This is a genomic window from Streptomyces sp. NPDC058691, assembly GCF_042714775.1.
Lineage (GTDB): Bacteria > Actinomycetota > Actinomycetes > Streptomycetales > Streptomycetaceae > Actinacidiphila.
Map to the genome: position 1 here is coordinate 45043 of NZ_JBHXSO010000038.1, position 13332 is coordinate 58374.

General features: G+C 71.9%; 11 protein-coding genes. All 11 read left to right on the forward strand.

The features are described from left to right. The first annotated feature begins 52 nt into the window (after nucleotides 1-52). Nucleotides 53-1051 carry an ABC transporter permease gene (locus ACFWVC_RS25290; RefSeq protein WP_384290417.1) on the forward strand — a complete coding sequence of 333 codons (999 nt, stop codon included), beginning with the start codon at nucleotides 53-55 and terminating at the stop codon, nucleotides 1049-1051. Next, nucleotides 1048-2163 (forward strand): ABC transporter ATP-binding protein, encoded by a 1116-nt coding sequence (locus ACFWVC_RS25295; RefSeq protein ID WP_384290420.1) that lies wholly within the window; start codon nucleotides 1048-1050, stop codon nucleotides 2161-2163. Before ACFWVC_RS25290 ends, ACFWVC_RS25295 begins: the two co-directional genes overlap by 4 nt. A gap of 11 nt (nucleotides 2164-2174) precedes the next feature. Then, complete coding sequence (locus ACFWVC_RS25300) at nucleotides 2175-3236, forward strand: ABC transporter ATP-binding protein (protein WP_384290421.1); 1062 nt, start codon at nucleotides 2175-2177, stop codon at nucleotides 3234-3236. A gap of 35 nt (nucleotides 3237-3271) precedes the next feature. Next, on the forward strand, nucleotides 3272-3937 hold the full coding sequence (locus ACFWVC_RS25305) for a trimeric intracellular cation channel family protein (RefSeq protein WP_384290424.1): 666 nt from the start codon (nucleotides 3272-3274) through the stop codon (nucleotides 3935-3937). Nucleotides 3938-4047: 110 nt separating this feature from the next. Further along, complete coding sequence (locus tag ACFWVC_RS25310) at nucleotides 4048-5217, forward strand: cysteine desulfurase family protein (RefSeq protein WP_384290429.1); 1170 nt, start codon at nucleotides 4048-4050, stop codon at nucleotides 5215-5217. 24 nt (nucleotides 5218-5241) lie between these two features. After that, nucleotides 5242-6405 carry a tRNA 2-thiouridine(34) synthase MnmA gene (mnmA, locus tag ACFWVC_RS25315; protein WP_384290432.1) on the forward strand — a complete coding sequence of 388 codons (1164 nt, stop codon included), beginning with the start codon at nucleotides 5242-5244 and terminating at the stop codon, nucleotides 6403-6405. A 61-nt stretch (nucleotides 6406-6466) separates the two neighbouring features. Further along, nucleotides 6467-7006, forward strand: coding sequence for a TIGR00730 family Rossman fold protein (locus ACFWVC_RS25320; RefSeq protein WP_384290434.1), 540 nt, complete (start codon nucleotides 6467-6469; stop codon nucleotides 7004-7006). 25 nt (nucleotides 7007-7031) lie between these two features. After that, nucleotides 7032-7721 (forward strand): SDR family oxidoreductase, encoded by a 690-nt coding sequence (locus tag ACFWVC_RS25325; protein WP_384290437.1) that lies wholly within the window; start codon nucleotides 7032-7034, stop codon nucleotides 7719-7721. 3 nt (nucleotides 7722-7724) lie between these two features. Further along, nucleotides 7725-8753: a methionine synthase gene (locus ACFWVC_RS25330; RefSeq protein ID WP_384290439.1), complete on the forward strand. Its 1029-nt coding sequence runs from the start codon at nucleotides 7725-7727 to the stop codon at nucleotides 8751-8753. A gap of 19 nt (nucleotides 8754-8772) precedes the next feature. Continuing rightward, the gene (gene ligA / locus ACFWVC_RS25335) at nucleotides 8773-11001 is read left to right on the forward strand and encodes an NAD-dependent DNA ligase LigA (RefSeq protein ID WP_384290442.1); all 2229 of its coding nucleotides are present in this window, start codon (nucleotides 8773-8775) and stop codon (nucleotides 10999-11001) included. A 214-nt stretch (nucleotides 11002-11215) separates the two neighbouring features. Further along, nucleotides 11216-13324, forward strand: a complete 2109-nt coding sequence (locus ACFWVC_RS25340) for a putative bifunctional diguanylate cyclase/phosphodiesterase (protein ID WP_384290444.1) — start codon at nucleotides 11216-11218, stop codon at nucleotides 13322-13324. The last annotated feature ends 8 nt before the right edge of the window (nucleotides 13325-13332 follow it).

Here is a 13332-nt window from a genome sequence, read left to right on the forward strand (position 1 = left end):
CCGCGTGCGGCGGCCCGGGGACAACCCCCGGGCCGCCGCCGGGCCGAGCACAGTGCTTGCATACCTCATTCGGCGACTGTTCGCTGTCGTCGTCATGCTGCTGGTCATCACACTGGTGACCTTCGGGATCTTCTTCCTGATCCCCAAATGGGTCGGCGTCGACCCCGCGACCTACTTCATCGGGAAGCAGGCGGACCCGGCCTCTCTTGAGGGCATCCGGAAGAAGATGGGCCTCGACGATGCCATCCTCGTCCAGTTCGGCAAATTCCTGTGGGGACTGGTGGCCGGGCGTGACTACGCCAACGGCGTCGACGTCACCCACTGCGCCGCGCCGTGCTTCGGCTATTCGTTCCGCAGCGAGCAGGCCGTCTGGCCGATCCTGACGGACCGTCTGCCGGTCACCCTGGGCCTCGCCGCCGGCGCGGTCGTCATCTGGGTGCTGGTCGGTGTCGGCACCGGAGTCGTCTCCGCCCTCAAGCGGGGCTCCGCGCTCGACCGCGGCCTCATGACCGTCGCCCTCGCGGGCGTCTCGCTGCCGATCTACTTCACCGGCATGCTCGCGGCGGCGCTGATCGTCTTCAAGTTCCACTGGATCGACGGGCAGTACGTCGAACTGAGCCAGAGTCCGACGGGCTGGTTCGGCGGCATGCTGCTGCCCTGGATCACCCTGGCCTTCCTCTACGCGGCCATGTACGCCCGGATGACCCGCGCCACCATGCTGGAAATCCTCGGTGAGGACTACATACGCACCGCGCGCGCCAAGGGCCTGCGCGAACCCGTGGTCATCGGCAAGCACGCCATGCGCTCCACGATGACCCCGATCCTCACCATCCTCGGCATGGACCTCGGCGCCCTCGTCGGCGGCGCGATCCTCACCGAGACCACGTTCAGCCTGCCCGGACTCGGCCAGGCCGCGGTGAAGGCCATCTCCGACAAGGACTTCCCGGTGATCCTGGGCATCACCCTGATCGCCGCCATGGCGGTCGTCCTTGCGAACCTCGTGGTGGACCTGCTGTACGCCGTGATCGACCCGCGAGTGAGGCTCTCATGACGGACCTCCCCATCCAGAAGACCGGCGCCGAGGCGCAGTCCGCGCCGAACGAGCCGGTTTCCGGGACGGCGTCCAGGCCCACGGCGTTCCTGGAGGTGCGCGACCTCAAGGTGCACTTCCCGACCGACGACGGCCTGGTCAAGTCCGTCGACGGCCTGTCCTTCCAGCTGGAGAAGGGCAAGACCCTCGGCATCGTCGGCGAGTCCGGCTCCGGCAAGTCCGTCACGTCGCTGGCCATCATGGGCCTGCACCGGGCCGGGCAGTACGGGCGCAGCAAGGCGCAGATGTCCGGCGAGATCTGGCTCGACGGCAAGGAACTGATCACGGCCGACCCGGACGAGGTCCGGCGGCTGCGCGGCAAGGACGTCGCGATGATCTTCCAGGACCCGCTGTCCGCGATGCACCCCTACTTCACAGTCGGCGCCCAGATCGTCGAGGCGTACCGGGTGCACCACGCGGTCTCCAAGTCCGTCGCCCGCAAGCGCGCGATCGAGATGCTCGACCGGGTCGGCATCCCGCAGCCCGACAAGCGCGTCGACGACTACCCGCACCAGTTCTCCGGCGGTATGCGGCAGCGCGCCATGATCGCGATGGCGCTGTCCAACAACCCCGAGCTGCTGATCGCGGACGAGCCGACCACCGCGCTCGACGTGACCGTGCAGGCGCAGATCCTCGACCTGATCCGGGACCTGCAGAAGGAGTTCGGCTCGGCCGTCATCATCATCACCCACGACCTCGGCGTGGTCGCCGAGCTCGCGGACGACATCCTGGTGATGTACGGCGGCCGTTGCGTGGAGCGCGGGCCGGCCGACAAGGTGTTCTACGAGCCGCAGCACCCCTACACCTGGGGCCTGCTGGGTTCGATGCCCCGGCTGGACCGCGAGCGCACCGACCGCCTCAACCCGGTCAAGGGTTCGCCGCCGAGCCTCATCAACGTGCCCTCCGGCTGCGCCTTCCACCCGCGCTGCCCGTACGCGGAGCTCACCGGGGGCGCCAGCACCACCGTCGTACCGGAGCTGCGCGAGGTCGGCAGCCGGCACCACGCCGCCTGTCACCTCCCCACCGCGGACCGGCAGCGCATCTGGACCGAAGAGATTGCGCCGAAGCTGTGAAAGGCCAGGAGATGACGATCCCCCAGCAGACGACCGCCGACGGGTCGGATGCGCTGCTCAAGGTGAGCGGCCTGGTCAAGCACTTCCCGATCACCAAGGGCCTGCTGCGCCGTCAGGTCGGCGCGGTCAAGGCGGTCGACGGCATCGACTTCCACGTGCGCGCCGGCGAGACCCTGGGTGTCGTGGGCGAGTCCGGCTGCGGCAAGTCGACCATGGGCCGGCTGATCACCCGGCTGCTGGAGCCGTCCGGCGGGAAGATCGAGTTCGAGGGCCGGGACATCACGCACCTGGGCACCTCGGGCATGCGCCCGCTCCGCCGCGATGTGCAGATGATCTTCCAGGACCCGTACTCCTCGCTCAACCCGCGCCACACGGTCGGCTCGATCGTCGGCGCGCCGTTCAAGCTGCAGAAGGTGCAGACCGAGGGCGGCGTCAAGAAGGAGGTGCAGAACCTCCTGGAGCTGGTCGGCCTCAACCCCGAGCACTACAACCGCTATCCGCACGAGTTCTCCGGCGGCCAGCGGCAGCGCATCGGCATCGCCCGCGCGCTGGCGCTGAAGCCGAAGCTGGTGGTGGCGGACGAGCCGGTCTCCGCGCTCGACGTCTCCATCCAGGCCCAGGTGGTCAATCTCCTGGACGACCTGCAGTCCGAGCTCGGCCTGACGTATGTGATCATCGCGCACGACCTGTCGGTCATCCGGCACGTGTCGGACCGCATCGCGGTCATGTACCTCGGCAAGATCGTCGAGGTCGCCGACCGCGAGGACCTCTACACCAAGCCGATGCACCCGTACACCAACGCCCTGCTCTCCGCGGTGCCGGTGCCGGACCCCAAGCGGCGGACCCAGCGCGAGCGCATCCTGCTCACCGGTGACGTCCCGTCGCCGATCGCGCCGCCGCCGGGCTGCCGTTTCCACACCCGGTGCTGGAAGGCGACCGAGGTGTGCAAGACCACCGAGCCGCCACTGGTCGCGCTGGCCACCGGCCACCAGGTGGCCTGCCACCACCCGGAGAACACCGGCGGGGAGTCCGGCGGCGCGGGTCCGGCGCAGAAGGCGGCGGAATCGGCCTGATCGGCCTGATCAACCCGCCCGGCACAATGGGACCGGTGCACACCGAACTGTTCAGCCACTCCGTCCAGCACATGCTCGACCTCGCCGGAATCTTCGTCTTCGCGATCTCCGGCGCGCTGCTCGCCGTACGCAAGAACTACGACGTCTTCGGCATGGCGGTGCTCGCCGAGGTCACGGCGCTGGGCGGAGGGCTGATCAGGGATCTGATCATCGGGGCGGTCCCGCCGGCCGCTTTCACCGACCTCGGGTACTTCCTGACCCCGCTCATCGCGACCGCGGTGGTCTTCTTCCTCCACCCGCACGTCGAGCGGATCAACACCACCATCAGCGTCTTCGACGCCGCCGGGCTGGGCCTGTTCTGCGTCTCCGGCACCACCAAGGCCTACAGCTACGGCCTGAACCTCACCGCCTCCGCCACCCTGGGCCTCGCCACCGCGGTCGGCGGTGGTGTCCTGCGCGATCTGCTCGGCAACGAAGTGCCGTCCCTGCTGCGCTGGGACCGCGACCTGTACGCCGTGCCGGCCATCGCCGGGGCGTCCATCGTGGCCCTGCTCATCCACTTCGGGGCGCTGACCCCGGCCACCGGCGTGGTCGCCGTCGTGACCGCGTTCACACTGCGGCTGCTGGCGATGCGCTTCCACTGGCGCGCCCCGCGCGCCTGGCACCGGCGCAGCCGGGCCGAGGAGGACGCCGCCGTGTGAGACGTGCCACGGCGCGTGCCGTGCGGCGCCCGTGCGGCCCGGGACCGGGGCCCTGGCGGCCCGCCGGGGCGGGTCCGCGCGGTCGGCGGACCCGTAGAATCAAGGTCACCATGGCCTACTTCGACCACGCCGCCACGACGCCGATGCTGCCGGAAGCGGTCGCGGCGATGACCGCGCATCTCGCCGTCACGGGCAACGCCTCCTCCCTCCACGCGGCCGGCCGACGGGCCCGGCGCACGGTGGAGGAGTCCCGCGAGGCACTGGCCGCCGCGCTCGGCGCCCGGCCCAGCGAGATCGTCTTCACCGGGGGCGGCACCGAGGCCGACAACCTGGCCGTCAAGGGCCTGTTCTGGGCCCGGCGCGCGGCCGACCCGCGGCGCACGCGGGTGCTGGCCAGCCCCGTCGAGCACCACGCCGTCCTGGACGCCGTCGACTGGCTCGCCGAGCACGAGGGCGCGCGCGTGGAGTGGCTGCCCGTCGACGGCTACGGGCGCGTGCACGCCGACGCGCTGCGCGAGGCCATCGCCCGGGACCCGGACGACGTCGCCCTGGCCACCGTGATGTGGGCCAACAACGAGGTCGGCACCATCATGCCGATCAAGGAACTCAGCGCCGTGGCACGGGAGTTCGACGTACCCCTGCACTCCGACGCGGTCCAGGCGCTCGGCCAGGCCGAGGTGGACTTCGCGGCCTCGGGACTCGACGCGATGACCGTCACCGGCCACAAGGTCGGCGGCCCCTACGGCGTGGGCGCCCTGGTGCTGCGCCGCGAGGTCGGCCCCGTGCCGCTGCTCCACGGCGGCGGCCAGGAGCGCGGCGTGCGCTCCGGCACCCTCGACGTCCCCGCGGTCGCGTCCTTCGCCGTCGCCGTCACCCACGCGGCCGAGCACCGCCAGGAGTTCACCCGGGACGTCGGCGCCCTGCGCGACGACCTCGTGGCCCGGGTCCGCGCCGCCGTCCCCGACGTCATCCTCAACGGCGACCCCGCCCCGGAGGGCCGTCTCGCCTCCATCGCCCACTTCTCCTTCCCCGGCTGCGAGGGCGACTCCCTGCTCCTCCTCCTGGACGCCCGGGGCATCGAGTGCTCCACCGGCTCCGCCTGCACCGCCGGCGTCCCCCAGCCCAGCCATGTCCTGCTGGCCACGGGCGCGGACCCCGACCTCGCCCGCGGCTCCCTGCGCTTCTCCCTCGGCCACACCTCCACCTCCTCCGACGTCGACGCCCTGGTGACCGCCATCACGCCGGTCGTCGCCCGCGCCCGCAGCGCCGGACTGTCCTGACGCGCGCGTATTCTTGAAAGCGCTATGACTGACTTCCCCGGTGCACCCACAGGCCCTGGCGACGGCCGTCGCCTCCGCGTGCTCGCCGCGATGAGCGGTGGCGTCGACTCGGCCGTCGCGGCCGCCCGTGCCGCCGAAGCGGGGCACGACGTGACCGGCGTGCACCTGGCGCTGTCCGCGAACCCCCAGTCGTTCCGCACCGGCGCGCGCGGCTGCTGCACCATCGAGGACAGCAACGACGCCCGCCGTGCCGCCGACGTGATCGGCATCCCCTTCTACATCTGGGACCTCGCCGAGCGGTTCCGCGCCGATGTCGTGGACGACTTCGTCGCCGAGTACGCCGCGGGACGCACGCCCAACCCGTGCCTGCGCTGCAACGAGAAGATCAAGTTCGCGGCGCTGCTGGACAAGGCGATCGCCCTCGGATTCGACGCCGTGTGCACCGGTCACTACGCCACCGTCGTCGTCAACCCCGACGGCGGCCGCGAGCTGCACCGCGCCTCCGACGCCGCCAAGGACCAGTCGTACGTGCTCGGGGTCCTGGACGAGCGGCAGTTGGCGCACGCGATGTTCCCGCTCGGGGACACCCTCACCACCAAGGACGAGATCCGGGCGGAGGCGGCCCGGCGCGGTCTGTCCGTGGCGAAGAAGCCGGACAGCCACGACATCTGCTTCATCGCCGACGGGGACACGCAGGGCTTCCTCGCGCGGCGGCTCGGCACCGCGGAGGGCGACATCCTCGACGAGGACGGCAACCGCCTGGGCACCCACGAAGGCGCCTACGGCTTCACCGTGGGCCAGCGCAAGGGCCTGCGGCTGGGCGTCCCGGCGGACGACGGCAAGCCCCGCTACGTGCTGGACATCTCGCCGGTGGACAACACCGTCACGGTCGGCCCCGCCGACGCCCTGGACGTCATCGCGCTCACCGCCATCCGCCCGCGCTGGTGCGGCACCGCGCCGGTCGTGGACGGCCCTCGGGCCTTCACCGCGCAGTTGCGCGCGCACGGCGAGGACGTGCCCGTGGTGGCGGAACTGGCCGGGGAGGAGCTGCGCGTGCGCTTCACCGGCGACCCCGTGCGCGGTGTCGCGCCGGGCCAGGCGGTCGTCCTGTACGACGGCACCCGTGTCGTGGGCTCGGCCACCATCGCCGCCACCGAGCGCCGCGCCCGCACCGCCGCCTCGGCCTGACCGGATCACACCACTTTCGCGCCGGGCGCTCGCGGTCCCGTGATGCGGAAGACTGGCCCGTATGAACATCTGTGTCTTCCTCTCCGCCGCCGACCTGGACGCCCGCTACACCGAACCGGCCCGCCGGTTCGCCGAGTTGATCGGCAAGGGCGGCCACACTCTGGTGTGGGGCGGCTCGGACGTGGGCCTGATGAAGGTGGTGGCCGACGGCGTGCAGGAGCACGGCGGACGGCTGGTCGGGGTCTCCGTGGAGTTCCTGGCGGCCAAGGCGCGTAAGAACGCCGACGAAATGGTGACCGCCGCGGACCTCGCCGAGCGCAAGGCGGAGCTGCTGGCCCGCGCCGACGCCGTGGTGATCATGGTGGGCGGCACCGGCACGCTGGACGAGGCCACCGAGATCCTGGAGCTGAAGAAGCACGGCCTGCACACCAAGCCGGTCGTCCTGCTCAACACCGCGGGCTTCTACGACGGCCTCAAGCAGCAGTTCCAGCGCATGGACGCGGAGGGCTTCCTGCCGCTGCCCCTGACCGACCTGGTGTTCTTCGCGGAGGACGAGGTCGCGGCGCTCGCCTACCTGGAGGAGACCGCGGGCATCGTGTGAGCCCGGGTGATGCGAGCATGGGGCCATGTCCATTCACCTGATCACCGGAGCCGGTTCCGGCATCGGCGCCGCCGTGGCGCGGCGCCTGCTCGACCGCGGCGACGAGCTGTGGCTGCTGGCCCGCAACGCCGGACGCGCCAAGGAGCTGGCCGACAGCTTCCCCGGGGCCCGTACGCTCGTCGGCGACCTGGCCGAGCCCGAGCGGCTGTCGTGGGCGCTGGGCCACCAGGAGCCGCCGGACCGGCTGGACTCCCTGCTGCATGTGGCGGGCGTCGTGGACCTCGCCCCGATCGGCGAGCTGACCCCGAAGATCTGGAATCAGACGCTGGCGGCCAATCTCGTCGGCCCCGCCGAGCTGACCCGTCTCGTCCTGCCCCAACTGCGCCTGTCCCGAGGCCATGTGGTCTTCGTCAACTCCGGCGCCGGCCTCAACGCCCACGCCCAGTGGGGTGCCTACGCGGCCAGCAAGCACGGCCTCAAGGCGCTCGCGGACTCGCTGCGCGAGGAGGAGCACGCCGCCGGGGTACGGGTCACCTCCGTCTTCCCGGGCCGCACCGCGACCCCCATGCAGGCCAAGGTCCACCAGCAGGAGGGCAAGCCGTACGACGCCTCCCGCTGGATCGGCCCGGAGTCGGTGGCGACGGCCGTCCTCACCGCCCTCGACCTCCCGCGCGACGCCGAGATCAACGACCTGACGATCCGGCCGGGGGCCTGACCGGTGGCCATCGGCGAGGAAGAACGGTTCGCGCTGTCCCCGGGCACGGCCACCGGCGTCGGCTCCCTGCCGGGCGGCGACGCGCGCGAGGCGGCGCGCACGGCGACCGGGGCGGTGGAGGCGCTGCCGTTCCTGCCGGAGCTGCCCGCGCGCGGGCCCGGCGCCGACATGATCGGACGCAGCCTCGGCATGCTCGTCGAGCTGTACGCGCGGGTGGAGCCCAGCGGCTGGCGGTTCGGCGACCGGCCGGGCCGGGACACCCGGCGCGCCAAGGCGTGGCTGGGGGAGGACCTGGACGCGCTGGAGGAGTTCACCCAGGGCTACCGGGGCCCGCTGAAGATCCAGGCGGTCGGCCCGTGGACGCTGGCGGCGTCGGTCGAGCTGAAGAACGGTGAGGCGGCGCTGTCGGACCCGGGTGCCTGCCGCGACCTGGCCGAGTCCCTCGGCGAGGGCCTGCGGCTGCAGGTCGAGGACGTACGCCGCCGGATCCCGGGGGCGCGCCCCGTGCTGCAGCTGGACGAGCCGTCGCTGACCACGGTGCTGCGCGGGCACATCCGGACGGCCAGCGGCTACCGGACGCACCGCGCCGTCGACCGCACGGTGGTCGAGGGCGCGCTGCGGGACATCATGGCCGCGGTGGGCCGTGTCGGCGGTGTATCGGTGATCGTGCACTCGTGCGCGCCGGACGTGCCGTTCGCGCTGCTGCGGCGCGCCGGGGTGGCCGGGGTGTCCTTCGACTTCTCGCTGCTCACGGAGCGTGACTGGGACGCCTTCGGTGAGGCGGCCGAGGCGGGGACCGCGCTCTTCACCGGTGTCGTGCCCGGCACCGATGCCCCATTGTCGGACCCTGCCGGTAGCGTCAGTGGTGTTCGGGCGCTGTGGCGCAGGCTGGGGCTGTCCCCGGAGGCTCTGGGCACCTCCGTGGCGGTCACCCCGGCCTGCGGTCTGGCAGGGGCCTCCCCGGCCTATGCCCGTGCCGCGCTCACGCACTGCGCGAAGGCGGCACGCTCGCTCGTCGACAACCCTGAGTGAGCCCCGAGTGAGGCCCTGAGTGAGGAAGGACGTGTACGTGGAGAACTCCGAGATCCCCGAGGGCGCCAGGAACGAGGACGTGCCGGCGAAGGCGCGCGAGCTGCACGCCTCCCTGGCCGAGCAGGTCGAGGAGCACCGCTTCCGCTACTACGTCAAGGACCAGCCGGTCGTCAGCGACGCCGACTTCGACAAGCTGCTGCGGGAGTTGGAGGCGCTGGAGGACGAGCACCCCTCGCTGCGCACGCCGGACTCGCCCACCCAGAAGGTCGCCGGCGCGTACGCCACCGAGTTCACCTCGGTCGAGCATCGTGAGCGCATGCTCTCCCTCGACAACGCCTTCACCGAGGAGGAGCTCGACGCCTGGGCGGACCGGCTCGCCGGCGAGCTGGGACCCCCGGCCGGCGAGGGCGGCAACTACCACTTCCTGTGCGAGCTCAAGATCGACGGCCTCGCCGTCAACCTCACGTACGAGAACGGTCGCCTGGTGCGCGCCGCCACCCGCGGCGACGGCCGCTCCGGCGAGGACATCACGCCCAATGTCCGCACGATCGCCGAGATTCCGGACCGGCTCGCGGGGGAGCGGGTGCCCGCCCTGGTGGAGATCCGCGGCGAGGTCTTCTTCCCCATGGAGAAGTTCGAGGAGCTGAACGCCCGCCTGGTCGAGGCAGGCGACAAGCCCTTCGCCAACCCCCGCAACGCCGCCGCCGGTTCCCTGCGCCAGAAGGACCCGCGGGTCACCGCGAGCCGGCCGCTGCACATGGTGGTGCACGGCATCGGTGCCCGCGAGGGCTTCACGATCGACTGCCAGTCGCACGCCTACGAGCTGCTGCACGAGTGGGGCCTGCCCACCACCAAGTACGCCCGGGTCGTGGGCACGGTCGCCGGGGTCAAGGAGGCCATCGCCTACTACGGCGAGCACCGCCACGACGTCGAGCACGAGATCGACGGCATCGTCGTCAAGGTCGACGAGATCCCGCTGCAGGGCCGGCTCGGCTCCACCGCCCGCGCGCCGCGCTGGGCCATCGCGTGGAAGTACGCCCCGGAGGAGGTCAACACCAAGCTGGTCGACATCCGGGTCGGTGTCGGCCGCACGGGGCGCGTGACGCCGTACGCGGTGGTCGAGCCGGTCACGGTCGCCGGCTCCGAGGTCGAGTTCGCCACCCTGCACAACCAGGACGTGGTCAAGGCCAAGGGTGTGCTGATCGGTGACACCGTCGTGCTGCGCAAGGCCGGGGACGTCATCCCCGAGATCCTGGGCCCGGTCGTGGACCTGCGCGACGGCAGCGAGCGGGCGTTCGTCATGCCCGCGCAGTGCCCCGAATGCGGCACCCCGCTGCGGCCGATGAAAGAGGGTGACATCGATCTGCGCTGCCCCAACGCGCGTTCGTGCCCCGCTCAGCTGCGCGAACGGCTGTTCTACCTGGCCGGCCGCAAATGCCTGGACATCGAGAACTTCGGCTATGTCGCGGCGGCCGCGCTCACCGGACCGCTGGAGCCCGCCGACCCGCCGCTGCACGACGAGGGCGATCTGTTCGACCTCACCCCAGAGCAACTGCTGCCCATCCGCGCCCATGTGCTGGACCAGAACAGCGGTCTGCCCAAGCGCGACCCGGAGACCGGCGAGGAGAAGGTCGTCTCCGTCTTCGCCAACCAGGAGGGGGAGCTGAAGAAGAACGCCGTGGCCATGCTGGAGAACATCCAGAAGGCCAAGGAGCAGCCGCTCGCCAGGATCATCGCCGGACTGTCGATCCGTCACGTCGGCCCCGTCGCCGCCGAGGCGCTCGCCCGCGAGTTCCGCGACCTGGAGGCCATCTTCGCGGCGGACGAGACACGGCTCGCGGATGTGGACGGGGTCGGCGGGATCATCGCCGCCTCCCTCAAGCAGTGGCACGAGGAGGAGTGGCACCGCGAGATCCTGCGCAAGTGGAAGGCCGCCGGCGTCCGCTTCACCGAGGAGGGCTCGGACGAGGGGCCGCGCCCCCTGGAAGGGCTGACCGTGGTCGTCACCGGCACCCTCGCCACGCACACCCGTGACGGCGCGAAGGACCAACTGACCGGCCGCGGCGCCAAGGTCACCGGCTCGGTGTCGAAGAAGACCGACTTCGTGGTGGTCGGGGACAACCCCGGCTCCAAGTACGACAAGGCGGTGCAGCTCAAGGTGCCGATCCTGGACGAGGCCGGATTCGCCGTGCTGCTGGAGCAGGGCGCGGACGCCGCCCGGGAGGTCGCCGTGAACCCAGCCGAGTGATGCCCCATCACCACCCGTTCGGCCCATACCAGAACGATCCGGGTGCCTGGGATCCATTCGGGCAACCCCCGCCGATCGGTGCCCGTGACAGCCTTTGGCGGCCTACTGTTGAGAGACGCGCCTTCCGGGCATCAGCCCTGCGGCGGTTCCGCGGCACCACGCCGCGGGCCGGGCGTGTGGTTCGACGGCACACGCCGCTGCGAGAGGGACGGGCATGGAACCGACGGACAGCGCCGGACCGGCGCCACGGCTGCGCAGGCAGACCGTGTCGGTCCTGCCCGCCGCGGCCCTGCGGTACGCGGTCGTGGGTGCGGCCACGGCGGCCCTTCTCGTGGGCGTCACCCGGATGGTGCTGGACGGTGACGCGTTCTTCCCCGGCGGTGATGTGGGCTGGGCGTTCGCCATGCTCACCGGCATCATCGTCGGCCACCTCGTCGCGATGGGCCGCGACCGCTGGTGGGGCGGCACCGGCTCCGGGGCCGCCCTGACCCTGGCCATGCTGCTGCTGTACGGCTGGGTGCCCGCGGTCCTGGTCAGCCTGGCCGTCGTGGTGCTGGTCGGCACGGCCCGCAGGCACCGCTGGCGGCAGGCCCTGCTGCACGGCGCCGTGGACATCCTCGGCATCGGCGCGGCCGCGCTCGCGCTGTCCGGGTTCGGCATCCACCCGACCGTCGAACACCCCTGGCAGCCCGCCACTTGGGGGATGGGAGCGATCCCGTCGGTGTTCGGCGCCGCCCTCGCCTACCTGGCCGCGACCCGGACCCTCCTGTGGTACGCGATCGTGCCGCGCGCCGGTGCCCTGCCGACGGTGGCCAGGACCGCCCTGATACGCCAGGGCTTCGTCGGAGTGGCGCTGCTCGGGATCTCCCCGCTGATCATCATCGTGGCGGCCGATCTGCCGCTGCTGCTGCCGCTGTTCGCCGTGCCGCTGATCGCCCTGGACTCCACCTTGTGGATCGCCCACGCGCGCGCCGAGGAGCAGTTGCGCGATCCGCTGACCGGCCTGCCGAATCGTCAGTGGCTGCTGGAACGTATCTGGACCGCGCTCGAGGACGCCGACCGCGAGGGCGAACGGACCGCGCTGGTCCTGATCGACCTCGACAAGTTCCGCTCCGTCAACGACACCCTCGGCCACATGGCCGGCGACCGCCTGCTGCTGCAGATCGCCGACCGGCTGCGGCTGGCCCTGCCGCGCGGCGCCGAGGCCGCCCGGCTCGGCGGCGACGAGTTCGCCGTCCTGCTCCCCACCTGCGACTCGCCCACCCGGGCCCAGCGCATCGCGCGGTCCCTGGTCGCGGCTCTCGGTTCGCCGCTCAGTCTCGACGGACTGACCCTGGTGCTGGAGGCCAGCGCCGGGGTCGCCGTCTTCCCCGATCACGCCTCCGACGCCGAGGGACTGCTGCGCCGCGCCGACGTCGCGATGTACCAGGCGAAACGTGACCGCAGCGGGGTCGAGGTCTACGAGTCCTCGCGGGACGGCAACACACCCGACCGGCTCGGCCTCCTCGGTGACCTGCGCCGCGCCCTGGACCGGGGCGAGGTCGAGCTCCACTACCAGCCCAAGGTGCGCTTCGACGGGCATGTGGCGGGGCTGGAGGCGCTGGTGCGCTGGGTGCACCCCGAGCGGGGGAGGGTGAGCCCCGAGGAGTTCATCGCCATCGCCGAGACCTCCGGGCTGATGCCGCAGCTGACCGAGTACGTCCTTGAGTCCGCCCTCGGCCAGGTCGCCCGCTGGCGTGCGATGGGCCTCGATGTGCCCGTCGCGGTCAACGTCTCCCCGCGCGACGTCCACTCGCCGGGCTTCGCCGGCGCCGTCGCGGCGCGGCTGGCCCGGCACGGGGTCCCGCCGGGGGCGCTGCAGTTGGAGATCACCGAGCATGTGCTCCTGGACGACCCGCAGCGCGCCGCGGACACGATGGCCGGGCTCACCGGCCACGGCGTGAAGATGTCCCTGGACGACTTCGGCACCGGTTACTCCTCCCTGGTCCACCTGCGGCGTCTGCCGGTGAGCGAACTCAAGATCGACCGCTCGTTCGTCGCCCGCCTCGTGGTCGACGCCGAGGACGCGGAGATCGTGCGCTGCACGATCGACCTCGCGCACTCCCTCGGCCTCCTCGTCGTGGCGGAGGGCGTCGAGGACGACTTGACCTGGGAGCGCCTGCGCGACCTCGGCTGCGACGCCATCCAGGGGTGGCTCGTCGCCGCCGCCATGCCCCCGGACGAGGCCACCGCCTGGCTCCGGCTGCGCAGCCACGTCGGCTGGCACCGCCCCGCGGAACTCGAGGCCGCCAAGGAGCGTGCCGCGGTCCCCGACGCCCAGTAACCGGCCCG